This window comes from Plantibacter sp. Leaf1, assembly GCF_001421315.1.
GTDB lineage: Bacteria > Actinomycetota > Actinomycetes > Actinomycetales > Microbacteriaceae > Plantibacter.
This window is the reverse complement of record NZ_LMJX01000002.1, coordinates 435,513-452,873: the sequence shown is the minus strand read 5'-3', so window position 1 is coordinate 452,873 and position 17,361 is coordinate 435,513. Positions and strand designations below refer to the sequence as shown.

Genomic DNA, 17,361 nt, shown 5'->3' with positions numbered 1-17,361 from the left:
GGGAAGCGATGAGAGCATGGCTGACGACATGACTGACAGCGGCGGAGCGGCGACGGTGGGGCGCCGACGCGTACCGCGGCTCCTCGCCCGCTATCTCGCGGCTGGGCTCCTGCTCGTGCTGGCCTCGGTGGGCGGCACGATCTGGCTCGCGCAGACGTCGGAGTACCGGTACGACGAGCAGGCGTCCGGCGCCGATCTCATGCGGGACGAGCAGGTGATGGACGCGCTGACGGTCTGGGCCGGGCATCACCCGGATTGGAACGACGTCGGGTCGACGCTGTTGGTCCTCGGTCAGGAGACGGGACGCCGCATCGCCGTGGTCGACGGCGACGGGACGGTGATCGCGGACACCGCCCCCGAGCTGCCTCGCCCGGCGCGGGCCACCCGGCTGCTCGACCCGCTCGCGCTCCGAGCCGATCCGGTGACGTCCGAGCTGGGGCTGCCCGACGGGATCACCGGGCCGTTCCTGCTCGATGGGACGCAGCGTGCGGAGCTCGCCCGGCAGGCTGACGCGGTGGTGACGTGTCTGGGTGAGGCGGTCGGCGAGACGGCGGTGTGGGCGACCGGCCGACCGGTCGTCTCCGGTGACGAGGATGCCCCGGATTGCGGCCGCGCCGCGCTGGAAACCCCGTTGCCGAGCGAGCAGACCGCCCTCGACGACCTCCGTGATCGGACGAACGCGTGCCTGCTCGCGGCGAACGCACCGCTGATCACCAGCGTCGAACTCGCCCTGTCGCCGTCGGTCGCCCCCGCAGGACTCGCGCTGCGCACCGTCCCGAGCGGTGACGACACCGCCGAGGAGTGCCTGCTCCAGGCGCGCATCGATCAGGCGAAGGCCACGACGGCGCCCGCCGTCACCCTGGTGCTCACCGACGAACGCGGCGACGCCCGCGGCCCGCTCGACGCGAGTCCCGGATCGATCGCCCGCGTCGCCGGGTTCATCGTGGTGCTGCTGGCGCTCCTGTCGGTGGCGGCGGCACTCATCATCGTGCCGACCCTGCGGAGCGCGCGTCGGCTCGAGGGTGCTGTCGAGCGGTTCAGCGCCGGCGATCGGGATGCCCGCGCGGAGCTCCCCGCGGGCGACGACCTCGCCGGCGTCGGAGCGGCGTTCGACCGCATGTCGAGTGAGGTCGCCGGACACGAGGCCTCCCGCCGTCGCCTGCTCGGCGACATCGCCCACGAACTGCGCAGCCCGCTGACGAACATCCGTGGCTGGGTCGAGGCTGCGGAAGACGGACTGGGACTCGACGACGCGGCCCTCCGCCGGCTCGTGCTGGATGAGGCGGGGCGGATGGAGCGGATCACGGGCGACCTGCAGCTGCTCGCGTTGGCGGAGTCCGGGGACCTCGTGTTGGACCTGCGGAGGTGCGATGCGGCGATGGTCGTGCGCGACCTCGCCGAGGCGTACCGGGTGCGCACGGCGGCCTCCGATGTCGCGCTGCACGTCCAGATCACCGGTCCTCTGCGCCTCGAGACCGATCCAGCCCGATTGCGGCAGATCCTCGACAACCTGCTGTCGAACGCCTTGCGGCACACCCCGGCGGGCGGGCGGATCGACCTCGACGCGGTGCTCGTCGACGGTACGGTGCGGATCGCGGTGGTCGACACCGGTGAGGGTATCCCGGCGGCGGATCTGCCTCGGATCTTCGACCGGCTGTGGCGTGGCGAGCCGTCGCGGGTCCGCGCCGGACGGAGCACCGGTCTCGGCCTCTCGATCGCCCGCGGCCTCGCCGAGGCGCTGGGGGGCCGGCTCACCGCGCACAGCACCCTCGGCGAGGGCAGCCGGTTCGAGGTCTCACTCCCGGCGACGGAGCAGCACCGACGCGGGGCGTCGCGCGCGGGAGAGTAGGACGTCGAACCCTGGCCTCGCCGGCTTGCCCGGTCAAGGGGCGGCCCGGGAACGCTTGAGGGCCCCGACCGTCTGGTCGAGGCCCTCAGGCGTTCAGCAGGGACGGGCTCAGTGCTCGTCGTAGTGCTCGCCGTGGGCGGCGTGCTTGTGGCCCTCGTGGACGAAGTCGACGTGGTCGCCGTGCTGGACGGCCTCGTGGCCGCAGTCGTCACCGTGAGCGTGGTCCGTGACGGTGTGCTCGGCGACGCTCTCGTGCTCGTCGTAGTGGTCGCCGTGCTCGGCGTGGTGGTGCGTGCCGTGCACGTAGTCGGTGTGGTCCTCGTGCGCGACGGCCTCGTGGCCGCAGTCGGCTCCGTGGGTGTGGTCGGCGAGGGTGTGCTCGGCGTGGATCTCGGTGGTGCTCATGGGTGCTCCTTCAGCTTCAGGTCCGGCGATGGATCCATCGCACCACATACATAAACGAATTGCAATGTCTTCATGTAATCGATAACGGTTGTCATCGCCGATAGACCTGGTCGCTCACGCCAGAGGCAGGTGTGGCGTCGACCGACCGACTGGCAGACGGTAGGGCCTCTGCGCAACCTCATGGCCGCAGGAACCTCCGGTCTCCGGCGACGGTATACGGTCGGAGCATGAGCCTCACCGCCGACCCGGGCACCCTCAGCGCGCCCTCCGAGACATCGGTGTCGGCGCGTCGACGGCACTACGCGGAGTTCTACGGGCTCGCGCCGCTCCCGGCCGACTTCGGGGTGGTGCTCGGCAACTGTCAGGCCGAATCGCTCCGCACGGTGATGGACGCCGAGGGACGACGGTTCGTGCGCGTTCCCGCCGTGCACGAGATGACCGCCGAGGACGCCGAGCGCCTTCACGAGGTCGTGCGGAGCGCCCACAGCGTGGTGACGCAGCCCGTCCGCGACGACTATCACGGGCTGCCGCTCGGAACCAGGCAGGTGGCGGCCGCCACCGGCGGCCGGGTCCTGACCCTGCCGCCGGTGCGCTTCGGAGGACTGCACCCGTTCCAGGCCTCCATCCGGATCCCGGCGTTCGAGGAGAGCCTCCCGATCGTCGACTACCACGACGTCCGGACGCTCGCCGCCGCCGCCGGCATCCCCGGCGCGGCCGTGCTGCCACCGGACGCCGTGCGGGCGATCGGCCGGTCATCGCTGGAGGTGCTCCGCACGCGTGAAGCGCTCACCGACGTGGCGGTCTCCGATCTGTTCGACGAGGTCACCGCCGATCACGTCCGCACGGTCAACCACCCCGGGAACGCGATCTGGCTTCCCCTGGGGGCGAGGGTGCTCGGCGTGCTCGGTCTGGGCGGTGGCGTCACCGATCCCGGTCGGCCCCTGCTGAACGCCGTGCATGCACCGCTGCTTCCCGAGGTCGTCGACGCATGGTCCCTCGCCGACCAGCCTCGTGACCACTGGATCGTGGACGGTGCCGAGATCGACGACGCCGAGGTTCGCGCCGCCCACACCGACTGGTACGCGTCCCACCCCGGCCTCGTCGTCGCGGCCGTCGGCAGGCTGACGGACCTCCTCGCCGTCTGGCGTGACGCGTGATGGAGGTACCGCTCCTCCTCGTCCACGCGGGCAACCACGGCGTCGCCGTCTACGCGCGGGAACTGGCCGCCGAGGTCGCCGCGCGGCATCCGGCCGTCCGCAGCGTCGACGCGACGCACCTCGATCGCCTCGCCGACGGCACCGCGGTGCACGCGCACTTCACCGATCGCCTCTGGGGCGAGTCACCGGAGCACGCCGCCGACGACTTCGTCCAGCTCGCAGCGCGGTTGCGGGTGAGTGTCACCCTGCACGACGTCCCGCAGGCCTCCGACGGGGCGCACAACCTCCCACGTCGGCGGGCCGCCTACGCCCGGGTGGCAGCGGCCGCGCGCGGCGTGGTCATCAACAGCGACCATGAGCGGGAGCTCCTCCGCGAGGAGGGCGTCTGGTCAGGGCCGGTGGCCCGCATCCCGTTGCCGGTCGAAGTCCAGGACGGGGAACAGCCGCAGGTGCCGGACGGATCCGTGGGCGTCCTCGGCTTCTTCTACCCTGGCAAGGGACACGACGAGGCGGCGGCGGCCGCAGCGGCCGCCGGGATGACCCGACTGACGGTCCTCGGCCGCGCCTCCGACGGACACGCCGCCGACCTCGAGGCCTTCATCCGTCGTGCCGGTGCCCTCGGCGTCGGCGTCGAAGTGACCGGTTGGCTCGACGATGCGGAGATCGCCCGGCGGGGGAGAGCCGTCGCCGTCCCCGTCATCGCGCACCGACACGTCTCGGCATCCGGTTCGCTCGCGTCCTGGATCGGCTGGGGTCGGCGACCGGTGGCCATGCGCAACCGGTACATCGACGAGATGGCCGCCCTGCGCCCGGGTGCGTTGACGTCCGTCGACGAATCGGACCTCGCGGTCGCGGTCCGCAGCGCCGCCGAACAGCCACAGCAGACCTGGCACGGCTTGCGGCGCCTGCCGATGTCGTGGACGGAGGCGACGGACTCGTACCTGCGCTGGTGGGACGGGCTGGACGCATGAGGCGGCCCTGGGTCGTCGGCAACCGTTGGGACACACTCGACGGGATCCACCCCGATCCGCTCCCTCGGGTGTCGGTGATCGTCGCGCACTACGACCAGCCCGGCGAGCTCGGCCGCACGCTGCACGCCCTCGCCGCGCAGGACTACCCGCACGAGCTGCTGGAGATCGTCGTCGCCGACGACGGTTCACCGGGAGCGGTGGACGTGCCCGACGACGTGATCCTCGTCCGGCAGGAGGACCAGGGCTTCCGCCTCGCGGCGGTCCGCAACCTCGGTGTGCGCGCGAGCAGCGGTGAGGTGTTGTGCTTCCTCGACGCCGACACGGTCCCGGAGCCGGGCTACGTCCGTGCGCTGACCCGGCTGCCGGCCCTGCTGCCCGAGGCCGTCACCGTGGGCCGTCGCCGCCACGCCGACTTCTCCGGCATCGATCCGGACGTGCCCGTCGTCGAGGCTGCGGCCGGTCGTGAACTGGCCGAACCCGCCTGGCTCGCCGAGGCGTACGGCAGGTCGCACGACCTCCTCGAGGCCGACGATCGGTCCTACCGGTTCGTGATCGGAGCGGTCATCGCGTGTTCGCGGGCGATGTTCGACGAGGTCGGCGGTTTCGACGAGACCTTCACCACGTACGGCGGCGAGGACTGGGAGTGGGCGCACCGGATGTGGCAGGCCGGTGCTGTGCTCGCTCACGTGCCCGCCGCGGTGGCCTGGCACGACGGCGCGGAGTGGGCCGGGCGCGCCGACTCCGGCATGCACCGCGCGAACGCGCAGACGACCCGGCTGCTCTCGGCGATCCCCGTCCCGGGTTCCGCACCGAGAGCCCTGTGGTCGGACGCGGTCGACGTCGTGATGCGGCTGCGGGGTGAGCACAGCGGGGCCGCCCGGTTCATCGCGGCGGACTCCTTCCTCGCCGCCTTCCCGCAGGCCAGGTTGGTCCTCGAGGACGACGGAGCGCCGGAGCTCCGGGACGACCCGCGCGTGGTCATCGGATCGGATCAGACCGACGCGCGCGTGACGTGGGACCTCGAGCGACCCGTCGTCGTCCTCGACCCGGCGTGGATCACGGACGCCGTCGGACGCCTCGGAACGGGCGAGGTGGGCACCATCGAGCTCGTCGACGACGAAGGCATCCCGCTCGGCACCCTGCGGTCGCGGCGCGCCACGCGTCGAGCGCAGCGCTGGGGTGGCCCTGCCGCGTTCACGACGGAGCGGCTCGTCGCCGAGGGCGTGTTCCCGCTGCGGTCCGACCCTCGCCTCGAGGCTTGGGTCGGCGGCTGGGGCGGACCCTCGTCGTTCTGCTGACGGGTCCCCGACACGAGTCGTCCGCCCGGTCTCATGACCGGCTGACGGCCCGAGCGCAACCCCACCGAGGTCGACCGGTCACTCGTCTAGCGTGGTCGTCATGTCCCCGCATGACCAGTACGAGCTGACCAATCCTGTGACCCGATACGCCCGGGTCGAACCACCCTTGCAGCACCAGCCGGAGCCCGGCGTCCAGGCCCGGATGACGCCGGTTCCCGACCTCGGTGAATCGAGCTACCGGGGGAGCGGACGACTCTCCGGTCGCAAGGCCCTGATCACCGGCGGCGACTCCGGTATCGGTGCCGCCACGGCGATCGCGTTCGCCAGGGAGGGCGCCGACGTGGTCATCGCGCATCTTCCGGGTGAGGAGGAGGACGCCGAGCACGTGCTCGGGCTCATCGACGAGGCCGGGCGACGCGGCCGGGCGATCGTCGCCGACGTCTCGCACGCCGCCGAATGCCGCCGACTCGTGTCGGAGGCCGTCGACTTCCTCGGCGGTCTGGACATCCTCGTCAACAACGCCGGCAAGCAGATCGCCGTCGACCGTGTGGAGGACCTCAGCGACGAACAGTTCGAGGAGACCTTCCGGACGAACGTCTTCGCGAACTTCTGGATCACCAAGGCCGCGCTCGCGCACCTCGGTGCCGGTGCGAGCATCGTCAACACGGCATCGCTGGAGGCTTACAAGCCGTCGCCCGACCGGCTCGATTACGCCGCGACGAAGGCCGCGATCAACAACCTGTCGAAGGGTCTCGCCCTGCAGCTCGCCGACCGGGGGATCCGCGTCAATGTGGTCGCCCCTGGCCCCGTGTGGACCGCACTGCAGGTGTCCGACGGCGTGTCGGACGAGCAGATGACGAACTTCGACGACGAGAACACCTACCAGCGGGCGGGGCAGCCTGCCGAGCTCGCGCCGGCCTACGTCTACCTGGCCTCAGCGGAATCCGGGTACGTCTCCGGTGCCACGCTGAACGTCAACGGCGGCATGGTCACTCCGTGACCGCGGCCGAGTGCACGGTCTTCTTCCTTCCCGGGCTCGGCCTGGACGCGGCGGCGGCGCAGCCCCTCGCTCATGAGCTCGGCGACCGCTTCCGGGTCGTCCCCGTCACCCTCCCCGGTCAGGGCGGCTCCGCCGATGCGCCCGACGGTTCGGTGTCCGCACAGATCGACACCGCCCTCGCGGTGATCGCGGACGAGGCCGACGGCGGCCCGTGGCTGCTGTGTGCGCACAGCATGGGCGGGAAGATCGCTGCCGGGATCGCATCCCGGGTGCGGGACGGCGACGTCCCCGTCTTCGGTCTCCTCGGGGTGGTCCTCCTCGCACCGTCGCCGCCGACACCTGAACCGATGCCCGACGAGAAGCGCAGTCAGATGCTCGCCTGGGTCGAGGACGGCCGCATCGCCGAAGCCGATGCGCAGACCTTCGTCGACGACAACGTGGGTGCTCCGCTGCCGGCCGAGCTCCAGCAGCCGACCGTCGCGTCCGTGCAGGCCATGTCGCCGGTGGCGTGGCGACGCTGGCTGGAGCAGGGCAGTCTCGAGGACACCACCTCGTCCGTCGGCGTCCTGGACCTCCCGTGCACCGTCCTCGCTGGCGACCAGGACGATGCGCTCGGTGCCGCCGTGCAGCCGGACCTGCTGTCCGGTGTATATCCGCGTGCGCGATTCGTCTCCCTCGCCGGAGCGGGACACCTGCTCCCGCTCGAACGCCCTGCCGAGGTCGCGCACGCGATCACGGAGCTGTGGGACGAGATCCTCGTCCACAGCGCGCTCGTGCCCGCCGAGTGGGGGCGCGTCATCGCCTCACCACGCACCACGACGCGCGTCCGGAGCGCCCTTGCACGACGGGCGTTGCCCGACGCTGCCGCATACCGATCGCGTGTGTTGGAGCCGGAGCAGCTCGACCTGCTCCGACAGATCGCCGCGCGGCTCGTGCCGCAGCCGGTCGGCGGGGCGATCGACCTCGCCGCGCGCGTCGACACCGACCTCGCAGCAGGCGGCGGCGACGGCTGGCGGCCGATGGGGGCCTTGACGGACGATGAGGCCTACCGCGTCGGCCTGGACGAGCTCCTGCCGGCTTGGCCGACCTCACCCGACGGCCAGGACGCGATGATCCGCGACGTCATCGACGGGAAGGGCGTGCCCGGCGGGACCGTGGCGGGAGACGAGCTGCGTCGCTGGTTCGAGGACCTGCGCGTCGACCTCGTGCGGGAATGGCTCATCCACCCGGCGTCCCTCGCGCGGGTCGGCTACGACGGCTTCGCGACCGGAGCCGAGGACGTCGACTTCGCCGGCTACCAGCAACTCGCCGCAGACACCCGAGACGAGTGGGAGCCCTCCGACCTCGGCGTCGCCCCACTCGACCAGACGCAGAAGGACACCGCGTGAACCTCGATTCCATGCAGACGTACGACCTCGAGGACAGCGTCGACGTCGTCGTGGTCGGGACCGGAGCGGGAGGTGCGCCACTGCTCGCACGCCTCGCCGCGCAGGGCCTCCGTGTCGTCGCCCTCGAAGCCGGGCCGAACCACGATCCGGCCGAATCCACCCCGGACGAGGTCGATGCGACCACGATCAACTGGATGTCCAGCCGGTTCAGCGGCGGCGACGCCCCGACCGCGTTCGGTCCGAACAACAGCGGATTCGGCGTCGGCGGTGGCACGGTGCACTGGGGCGCGTTCACCCCACGTCCTGATGCCCGCGACCTGCGCCTGCGCAGCGACACCGGGCAGGGAATGGACTGGCCCGTCGACCACGCGGAGCTGACCCGCTACGTCGAGGAGGTCGAGGCGTTCATCGGCGTCTCCGGTCCGACGCCGTACCCCTGGGACCCGGCGCGCACGTACCTGTACGCTCCGCCGCAGCGCAACGCCCCGGCGGACCTCATGGCGAAGGGTGCCGACGCCCTCGGGATCCGGGCCACGGACGCACCAGCCGCGATCATCACCCGCGACCGCGACCAGCCCCACCACGGCCTGCGGCGCGCGACGACGAACGTCGGATCGATCCACCAGGGCGAACGCCACGGTGCGAAGGCGACGACGGCCATCACCTACCTCCCGGCCGCCGTCGCGGCCGGCGCGGAGATCCGTCCGGATGCGGTCGTCCACACCATCGAGCGCGACGCTCGCGGTCAGGTCACCGGCGTGGTCTACCGGCAGGACGGTGCCGACCATCGGCAGCGGTGCGCGGCGCTCGTGCTCGCCGGCGGTGGGATCGAGACGCCCCGCCTCCTGCTCCACAACGGGATCGCCAACTCCAGTGGCCAGGTGGGACGCAACTTCCTCGCCCACGGCGCCGTCCAGGTGTGGGGCCGGTTCGACGAGCAGATCCGCGGATACCGCGGCTACCCGTCGGCACTCATCACCGAGGACTTCCTGCGTCCGAAGGACGCCGATTTCGTCGGCGGATACCTCCTGCAGAGTCTCGGCGTCATGCCCTTCAACTACGCCACGACACTCGTGCGCGGCGGTGGCCTGTGGGGTTCGGAACTGATGGACGAACTCGAGTTGTCACGCCACAGCGCCGGCATCGGCATGAACGCCGAGTGCCTCCCCGCCGACGGCAACCGGCTCGAGCTGTCCTCGGAGGAGGACGAGTGGGGTCTGCCGCGGGCGTCGATCACCTTCTCGCCCGGCGCGAACGAGGAGGCCATCGACCGCCACGCCATCCGGACGATGACGGACATCCTCACGGCGGCAGGCGCTCGGAGCACCCGGGTGCTCGCACGCACGGCGCACACGCTGGGGACGTGCCGGATGAGCACCGATCCATCCGAGGGCGTCGTCGACGGCGACGGTCGCTCGCACGACATCGACAACCTGTGGATCTGCGACAACTCCACGTTCCCGAGCGCCCTGGCGGCGAACCCGGGCCTCGCCCAGATGGCGTTGTCGGTGCGGACCGCGGACCGGATGCTCGCAGCCCGCTGACCGGGAACCGGAGACCGGCTCAGTCGACCCGGGTGCGCGCCAGGTCCTGGCGGACGCGGATCGTCGTCGGGGCCGCCGCCGTCGAGTCCCGCTCCACGAGGAGCGGGACCGAGGGGGCCGTCGTTCGCGCCGGGTCGCCGTTGACGTGGTCGAGGAGCGTGGCGAGCATGGTCCGGCCGACGAGCTCGAAGTCCTGACGGACGGTCGTCAGCGGTGGCGAGAGATGCTCGGCCTCGGGGATGTCGTCGAATCCGACGACGCTGAAGTCGAGCGGGACGCGGACGCCCTGCTCGGTCAGGGCGTGGATCAGCCCGAGCGCCATCTGGTCGTTCGCGGCGAACACCGCGGTCACCTCGTCGTCCAGACGCCGACCCACCACGTAGCCCGAGGTCGGCGTCCAGTCGCCGGTGCCGATCAGCTGCGCGACGAGACCCGCCTCGGCGAGTTCGTCCCGCCACCCACGCTCGCGCTCCCGCGCGTCGACGGCGTCCGCGGGCCCGGCGAGATGGCCGATGCGCCGGTGACCCAGCCGGATGAGGTGCGCGGTCGCGGCCCGTGCGCCTGCGTACTGGTCGACACCGACCGTCACCAGGCCCGCCCGAGGCGTCGCGTGCAGGGCGACGAGCGGCACGCTCAGCTCCATCCCGGCGACGATGTCGGTGACGCCCTCCCGGGCGCTGATGACCGCGATGCCCTCGACGTTCTGGCGGAGGAACCCTTCGACGGCGGCTCGTGCCGATCCGGGGTCGCTGTCCACCATGTTCGCCGTGAACACCGACCACCGGGCGTCCCGAGCGGCCGCGTTGAAGTGGAGCACGGACGACGACGGTCCGAACTCCGTCCCACCGGTGGCGATGAGCCCGATGGTGCGCGACCGCTTCGTGACCAGGGTGCGCGCTGCGGGGGAGGGCACGTACCGCAGCTGTTTGATCGCCTCTTCGACGCGGGCCTTCGTCGCCGGTCGGACGTTCGGCAGGTCGTTGAGCACCCGTGACACCGTCTGATGGGAGACCCCGGCGAGCCGAGCGACGTCGAAGATCGTCGCATGGCGGGACGCCTCAGCCACGGGGTCCGTCCGGCTCGGCGCTCGGACGCTGTTCAGGCACCCGTTCGTCCGGAGCCTCCGACATCGCTGCCAGGAGCTTCGACACGGTCAGATCATGGTTCGGCAGATCCGCGACCTTCCGTCGATCTCTGAGCACGGCGATGCGATGACTGATCCGCAGCACCTCCTCGAGTTCCGCGGAGATGAACACGACCGAGAGCCCGTTCTCGGCGAGGCGACTCACGAGCTTCTGGATCTCCGCCTTCGCGCCGATGTCGATCCCGCGCGTCGGTTCGTCGAGGACGAGGAGTCGCGGGGCGAGCGCCAGCCACCGCGCCAGGAGCACCTTCTGCTGGTTGCCCCCGGAGAGCTCCTTCATGAGCGCATCGGGGCTCGCGGGCCGGATGCCCATGGCCTGGATGTAGCTCTCGGCCAGCTCGTTCTGTCGCCGCAGGGGGATTCGCCGGAACCAGCCGAGGTCGGCCTGCAGAGCGAGGGCGATGTTGTCGCGAACACTGAGCTCACCGATGATCCCCTCCGTCCGGCGGTTCTCGGAGGCGTAGACGATGCGCTGCTTGAGCGCCCGCCGCGGGGTGCTGAGACGGGTCGGTGCACCGGCCACCTGCACCGAACCCGTGTCGGCCCGGTCGACCCCGGTGAGGAGCCTGGCGAGTTCGGTCCGGCCGGAGCCGAGCAGTCCCGCGATGCCCACGATCTCGCCCTCGTAGACCTTCAGGTCGATCGGCTCGACGCCTCCCTGGCGTCCGAGGCCGATGGCGGCGACGAACGGCTCCTCGCCGTCGAGTGTGTCGCCCTCGTCGGAGAGGTCGAGCCCGCGGCGGATCTCGTCGAAGGTCGCGAGCTCCTTACCGATCATCTTGTGGACGAGGTCGATGCGGAGCAGTTCGTGGGGGAGGTACTCGCCGACGAGGCGGCCCTCGCGCAGCACGGTGAGGCGATCGGAGATCTCGTACACCTGGTCGAGGAAGTGCGAGATGAAGAGGATCGCGACCCCTTCGGCCTTGAGGATCGAGATGATCCGGAAGAGCTCGGTGACCTCGTCCGTGTCGAGGCTCGAGGTCGGTTCGTCGAGCACGAGCACCCGGGTGCGGACGGCGATGGCGCGCACGATCGCGACGAGCTGCTGGACGGCCGGCGGATGGGTCGACAGCTGCGACGACGGGTCGATGTCGAGTCCGACGGAAGCGAGCAGCTCCCTGGCCCGCTCGCGCATGCGTCGCCCGGAGATCCCACCCCAGGCGTGCCGTGGCTCACGACCCAGGAGGATGTTCTCCGCGACGGTGAGGTTGGGGAGGAGGTTGACCTCCTGGTAGACCGTGCTGATCCCGTGCGCCTGGGCGTCGGCGACGCTCGAGAAGGACACGTCGCGGCCGTCGAAACCGATGCGACCCGCGTCGACGTGGTGGACGCCCGTCAGCACCTTGACCAGGGTGGACTTCCCGGCACCGTTCTCGCCCATCAGGGCGTGGACCTCACCGGGGAAGAGTCGGAGCTCGACGTCGTCGAGGGCCTGCACACCCGGGAACCGCACGGAGACGCCGCGCAGATGCACGAGCGGCGCGGGTGTGGACATGGGTGACTCTCCATCGAGGCGGGCGGTCGGGTGGAACGCCGACGACCCCGACTCTAGCGCGAGCGACACGTGTCGGGGGAGTGGATCGCGGACGAATGTGAGGGCTCACATTGCCTGTTGACATGGTGTCGCGGCCCTGGCTAATGTTCAGCACAACGCAATTGTGATCGCTAACAATCAGTGCCCACCGGCGTTGCACCAGCAGCACACATCGCATTCACACCGCGCCCCAGTGTCGGGACCGCGGGTCTCAAGGAGGAGATCAATGTTCAGAACAGCACGTGTCCGCGCCATCGCGGGCCTCGCTCTCGTCGGTGCCATCGCGATCAGCGCGACCGCCTGCTCCGGCGGTTCCGGAAGCGCAGGCGGCGACGCCGGCGGCGACGGCGAACTCACCACCATCGGCTTCGTGGCCGTCGGCCCCGAGGGCGGATGGCGCACCGCGAACGAGAAGAACATCCAGGACTCGTTCTCGAAGGAGAACGGCTTCGACCTCAAGTACGCACCGGCGACGAACGGCGACCAGAACTCGCAGATCACCGCCTTCACCTCGTTCATCGACGAGGGCGTCGACGCCATCCTGCTGTCCGCCACCGAGGCGACCGGCTGGGAGAGCGTCCTGAAGCGCGCGAAGGAGGCCGAGATCCCCGTCGTCCTCCTCGACCGCGGCATCGAGCCGAACGACACCGAGCTCTACACGAGCCGGATCGCCCCCGACAACGTCGGCATCTCCGGCTCCGCCGCCGAATGGGCGAACGGCCAGTTCCCCGACGGCGCCAAATACGTGGTGCTCGAGGGGCCTCCCGGACTCTCCGTCGTGAACGACCGCAACAAGGGCTGGGACGAGACCATCGACCCGAACTTCACGAAGCTCGAGTCGCAGTCGGCCAACTGGTCCACCGAAGAGGCGAAGAGCGTCTTCGAGACGATCCTCAAGGCGAACAACAACGACGTCCAGCTCGTGTTCGCCCAGAACGACGAGATGGGCCTCGGCGCAGCCCTCGCCGTGGAGGAGGCCGGTCTGAAGCCCGGCACCGACGTCAAGATCATCACGATCGACGGCACGAAGGCCGCCCTCGAGGCGCTCGAGGCAGGCCGCCTGAGCTTCGTCGCGGAGTACAACCCGCTGTTCGGTGACACCGCGATCGACGTGGTCAAGAAGGCTCTCGCCGGCGATTCGGTCGAGTCCGAGATCGTCGTGCCGAGCGTGACGTTCGACTCGCCCGACGCGGCCAAGGAAGCGCTTCCGACCCGCGCGTACTGATGCATCCCGGTCGCCCGGCAGCGAACGCCTCGCTGCCGGGCGACCGGCCCACACCTTCCGGGGCTCACGCTCCCCAGCGACGACGCCGGACGACCCGGCAGAACGACCAGGCAGACATGGCAATCACCGAGCCGATCGTCGAGATGCAGCACATCTCCATCGAGTTCCCGGGCGTCAAAGCCCTGCAAGACGTGGACTTCCGCCTCTTCCCGGGCGAGGTCCACACCCTCATGGGTGAGAACGGCGCCGGCAAGTCGACGCTCATCAAGGCCCTCACCGGCGTGTACAAGATCGACTCCGGTTCGATCCTGGTCGCGGGCGGGCCGCGCTCCTTCTCCGGGACGGCCGACGCCCAGAGCGCCGGCATCTCCACCGTCTACCAAGAGGTGAACCTCTGCGACAACCTCACCGTCGGTGAGAACGTGATGCTCGGCCACGAGGTCCGTGGTCCGTTCGGCATCAACTGGCGCCGGACCCACGAGGCGGCGCACGAAGCGCTCGTCGGCCTCGGTCTCGGCCACATCGACCCCAAGCAGCCGCTCTCGAGCATCTCGCTCGCGCTGCAACAGCTCGTCGCGATCAGCCGGGCCATGGTCACCAAGTCGAAGGTGCTCATCCTCGACGAACCGACCTCCAGTCTCGACGCCAACGAGGTCGAGGGCCTCTTCCAGGTCATGCGCCGACTGCGCGACCAGGGCGTCGCGATCCTCTTCGTCTCCCACTTCCTCGATCAGGTCTACGCGATCAGCGACCGGCTCACGGTGCTCCGCAACGGCGAGTTCGTCGGCGAGTACCTGACGTCGGAACTGAACCGGACCGAACTCATCTCGAAGATGATCGGCAAGGACTACGGCACGCTCGCCGCCCTCGGCTCCAACCGCGGGCGCGCAGGCGCTGCGGACGCTCCAGCCTTCTACCGCGCCACCGAGCTCGGCCGGAAGGGCTCGATCGACCCCGTCGACATCGAGGTGCACGCCGGCGAGGTCGTCGGTCTCGCCGGACTCCTCGGCTCAGGACGCACCGAACTCGGCCGCCTCATCTACGGGGCCGACCGACCCGACTCGGGTTCCGTCACGATCGACGGATCCCCGGCCGAGGTGCACACCCCCATGGCCGGGCTGTCCAAGAAGATCGCCTTCTCGACGGAGAACCGCCGCGACGAGGGCATCATCGGCGACCTCACCGTGCGCGAGAACCTCATCCTCGCCGTGCAGGCCCGTCGAGGGTGGGCCCGCCCGCTCTCCCGCCGGGAGCAGAACGAGCTGTGCGACAAGTACCTGCTCGAACTCAACGTGCGCCCGTCCGACCCCGAACGTCCCATCAAGAACCTGTCCGGCGGCAACCAGCAGAAGGTGCTCCTCGGCCGGTGGCTCGCGACGAAGCCGCAGCTCATCGTGCTCGACGAGCCCACCCGCGGCATCGACGTCGGCGCGAAGGCCGAGATCCAGGAGGCCATCGCCGCCCTCGCCGAGGACGGCATGTCGGTCGTCTTCATCTCCTCCGAGCTCGAGGAGGTCGTGCGCTTGAGCGAGCGGATCGTCGTGCTGAAGGATCATCGTAAGATCGGCGAGATCGTCAACGGACCCGAGGTCACCGCAGACACCATCGTCGACCTGATCGCCACCGAAGGGAGCGCCACGTGAGCGCCACCAGTCAGGGGCCGGCCCGTTCCGGTTCCTCCGCCAGCGGAGGGCAGCGCTCCGCCCGCGGCATCGTCAGCACCATCGTCCACCAGCCCTACATCTGGGCGATCGTGACCCTGCTGCTGCTGCTCGTCATCAACCTCGTGAAGGACCCCGGCTACCTCGGTGTCTCCGTCAACGGCACGACCGGCAACCTGTCGGGCAACCCGATCGACATCCTCCGCGCGAGCGCCCCGATCATGATGATCGCGGTCGGCATGACCCTCGTCATCGCCACCCGCGGTATCGACCTCTCGGTCGGATCCGTGATGGCCGTCTCCGGCGCCGTGTCGATGGAGTTCATGAGCAACCAGAGCGGCGGTGACGCCGGGACGGCGATCGTCGCGGCCCTGCTCGCGCTCGCTGTCAGCGCCTTCCTCGGGACGGTGAACGGGGTCCTCGTCTCGATCGTCGGCCTGCAGCCGTTCATCACCACGCTGATCACGATGCTCGCCGGCCGAGGCCTCGCGAAGGTCATCACCTCCGGTCAGAACACCTCGGCGACGAACGAGCCCTTCCGGTGGCTCGCGAACGGCACGGTGTTCGGGTTCCCGGTGGTCTTCATCATCGCCGGGGTCATCGTCGCGATCGTCGCCGTCCTCGTGCGGCGCACCGCGCTCGGGCTCATGATCGAGTCCATCGGCATCAACCCGCGGGCGGCGCGGATGGCGGGGATCCGCCCGATCGGCATCCTCATCGCGGTCTACATCGTGAGCGCGGTCCTGGCCGGTGTCGCCGGCATCTTCAGCACGGCCAGCGTCATGACCGTCGAGGTCGCGAAGACCGGTCTGAACGCGGAGATGGACGCGATCCTCGCCGTCGTCATCGGTGGCACCTCGCTCGCTGGCGGCAAGTTCTCCTTGACCGGCAGCGTCATCGGGGCACTCCTCATCGCCACGCTCGACAAGACGATCGTGTTCCTCTCCATCCCCTCGTCGGCGACGCCGGCCTTCAAGGCGGTCGTCATCGTGATCATCTGCCTCCTCCAGTCCCAGCGCGTGCGAGCCCTGTTCGCCCGTCGGAACTCCCGGACGACGCCACCCGCGTCCGTCCCCACGCGAAAGGAAACGGTGTCCGCATGAGCACCCTCAGCGAACGACCGACGCTCGACGCGTCGGCGCCCCCGCGGCGGACGCTGCTGGCACGTCTGACGCCGAACCTCGAGACGCTGCCGACGTTGGCCGCCGTCGTCATCTTCATCGGCATGGTCGTGTACGGCGAGATCGCCTACGGGCGCATCGTCCAGGCGAGCACCATCTCGAACCTGCTCATCAACAACGCGTACCTGATCATCCTCGCCGTCGGGCTCACCTTCGTGATCCTCACCGGGGGCGTGGACCTCTCCGTCGGAGCGATCATCGCGATCAGCAGTCTCGTCGGGGTGATGCTCGCGAACTCGGGCTGGAATCCGATCGCCGTCATGGTGATCATGGTCCTCATCGGCTCGGCCTTCGGCGTCTTCTCAGGGGTGCTCGTCCAGTACTTCAACGTCCAACCCTTCATCGCCACCCTGGCGATGATGTTCCTCGGACGAGGGCTCGCGTCGATGCTCAGCACCACCCCTGAGCGCCTCGCCGACGACTCGCCGATCCGCTCGCTCTCGACCGAGTGGAAGGTGATCGACGGCCCGAAGATCAACGACCTCATCACCACCCCGAACGTCGTGATCGCACTCATCGTCGTCGCCGCGGCCTTCGTCGTCCTGCACAAGACCCGGATGGGTCGCACCGTGTACGCGATCGGCGGTTCCGAGCAGTCGGCCCTCCTCATGGGTCTGCCCGTCGTCCGGACGAAGCTCATGGTCTACATCATCAGCGGCACCCTGGCCGGCCTCGCCGCCGTCGTCTACACCTCGAAGCTCGGCATCGCCCAGAACATCACCGGTGTCGGGTGGGAGCTCGATGCGATCGCCGCGGTCATCATCGGTGGCACGCTGCTCACCGGTGGCGCGGGGTTCGTCCTCGGGTCCGTGGTCGGTGCGCTCGTCCTCGGGCTCATGAACGTCCTCATCACCCGTGACGGCAGCATCCCACCGGAAGCGACGACGATCATCACCGGCGGCATCCTGCTCGTCTTCGTCCTCCTCCAGCGACTCGTCGTCTCGCGCAAGCGCAAGACCTGACGCCCCGGTCGCCCCCGCGACCGCAGCACCACCGTTCCATCC

At 70.1% G+C, this 17,361-nt stretch carries 14 protein-coding genes; 11 read left to right on the top strand and 3 right to left on the bottom strand.

Annotated features, from left to right (window positions below; genetic code table 11):
* Positions 1-28 precede the first annotated feature (28 nt).
* A complete protein-coding gene (locus ASE44_RS04315; protein ID WP_162235731.1) occupies positions 29-1,849 on the top strand; it encodes a cell wall metabolism sensor histidine kinase WalK in 1,821 nt (606 codons plus the stop codon).
* Between the two features lie 108 nt (positions 1,850-1,957).
* Here ASE44_RS04315 and ASE44_RS04310 read toward each other — a convergent pair whose 3' ends face one another.
* Positions 1,958-2,254 carry a hypothetical protein gene (locus ASE44_RS04310; protein WP_056006156.1) on the bottom strand — a complete coding sequence of 99 codons (297 nt, stop codon included), beginning with the start codon at positions 2,252-2,254 and terminating at the stop codon, positions 1,958-1,960.
* Between the two features lie 227 nt (positions 2,255-2,481).
* Between ASE44_RS04310 and ASE44_RS04305 the strand changes: the two genes are divergently transcribed.
* The 6 genes from ASE44_RS04305 to ASE44_RS04280 all read left to right on the top strand — a co-directional run bounded on the left by ASE44_RS04305 (position 2,482) and on the right by ASE44_RS04280 (position 9,612).
* Entirely contained in the window at positions 2,482-3,411 is a 930-nt protein-coding gene (locus tag ASE44_RS04305) for a WcbI family polysaccharide biosynthesis putative acetyltransferase (protein WP_056777700.1), read from the top strand.
* Complete coding sequence (locus ASE44_RS04300; protein WP_157579785.1) at positions 3,408-4,382, top strand: hypothetical protein; 975 nt, start codon at positions 3,408-3,410, stop codon at positions 4,380-4,382. The genes ASE44_RS04305 and ASE44_RS04300 overlap by 4 nt, the downstream gene beginning before the upstream one ends.
* Positions 4,379-5,680 (top strand): glycosyltransferase family 2 protein, encoded by a 1,302-nt coding sequence (locus tag ASE44_RS04295; RefSeq protein WP_056777694.1) that lies wholly within the window; start codon positions 4,379-4,381, stop codon positions 5,678-5,680. Before ASE44_RS04300 ends, ASE44_RS04295 begins: the two co-directional genes overlap by 4 nt.
* A 100-nt stretch (positions 5,681-5,780) precedes the next feature.
* A complete protein-coding gene (locus tag ASE44_RS04290) occupies positions 5,781-6,680 on the top strand; it encodes an SDR family oxidoreductase (RefSeq protein ID WP_056780865.1) in 900 nt (299 codons plus the stop codon).
* A complete protein-coding gene (locus ASE44_RS04285) occupies positions 6,677-8,068 on the top strand; it encodes an alpha/beta fold hydrolase (protein ID WP_056777691.1) in 1,392 nt (463 codons plus the stop codon). The genes ASE44_RS04290 and ASE44_RS04285 overlap by 4 nt, the downstream gene beginning before the upstream one ends.
* Positions 8,065-9,612 carry a GMC family oxidoreductase gene (locus ASE44_RS04280; RefSeq protein ID WP_235522545.1) on the top strand — a complete coding sequence of 516 codons (1,548 nt, stop codon included), beginning with the start codon at positions 8,065-8,067 and terminating at the stop codon, positions 9,610-9,612. Before ASE44_RS04285 ends, ASE44_RS04280 begins: the two co-directional genes overlap by 4 nt.
* Positions 9,613-9,631: 19 nt before the next feature.
* On the opposite strand, the gene ASE44_RS04275 is transcribed toward ASE44_RS04280, so the two are convergent.
* Complete coding sequence (locus ASE44_RS04275) at positions 9,632-10,678, bottom strand: LacI family DNA-binding transcriptional regulator (protein ID WP_056006141.1); 1,047 nt, start codon at positions 10,676-10,678, stop codon at positions 9,632-9,634.
* Positions 10,671-12,251, bottom strand: coding sequence for a sugar ABC transporter ATP-binding protein (locus ASE44_RS04270; RefSeq protein WP_056777688.1), 1,581 nt, complete (start codon positions 12,249-12,251; stop codon positions 10,671-10,673). The genes ASE44_RS04275 and ASE44_RS04270 overlap by 8 nt, the downstream gene beginning before the upstream one ends.
* A 265-nt stretch (positions 12,252-12,516) precedes the next feature.
* Between ASE44_RS04270 and ASE44_RS04265 the strand changes: the two genes are divergently transcribed.
* The 4 genes from ASE44_RS04265 to ASE44_RS04250 all read left to right on the top strand — a co-directional run bounded on the left by ASE44_RS04265 (position 12,517) and on the right by ASE44_RS04250 (position 17,319).
* Entirely contained in the window at positions 12,517-13,515 is a 999-nt protein-coding gene (locus tag ASE44_RS04265; protein ID WP_056777685.1) for an ABC transporter substrate-binding protein, read from the top strand.
* A 116-nt stretch (positions 13,516-13,631) separates the two neighbouring features.
* Positions 13,632-15,158 carry a sugar ABC transporter ATP-binding protein gene (locus tag ASE44_RS04260; protein WP_056006133.1) on the top strand — a complete coding sequence of 509 codons (1,527 nt, stop codon included), beginning with the start codon at positions 13,632-13,634 and terminating at the stop codon, positions 15,156-15,158.
* Positions 15,155-16,279, top strand: a complete 1,125-nt coding sequence (locus tag ASE44_RS04255; protein ID WP_369817177.1) for an ABC transporter permease — start codon at positions 15,155-15,157, stop codon at positions 16,277-16,279. Before ASE44_RS04260 ends, ASE44_RS04255 begins: the two co-directional genes overlap by 4 nt.
* Positions 16,276-17,319, top strand: a complete 1,044-nt coding sequence (locus tag ASE44_RS04250; protein ID WP_082455782.1) for an ABC transporter permease — start codon at positions 16,276-16,278, stop codon at positions 17,317-17,319. Before ASE44_RS04255 ends, ASE44_RS04250 begins: the two co-directional genes overlap by 4 nt.
* Positions 17,320-17,361: the final 42 nt, after the last annotated feature.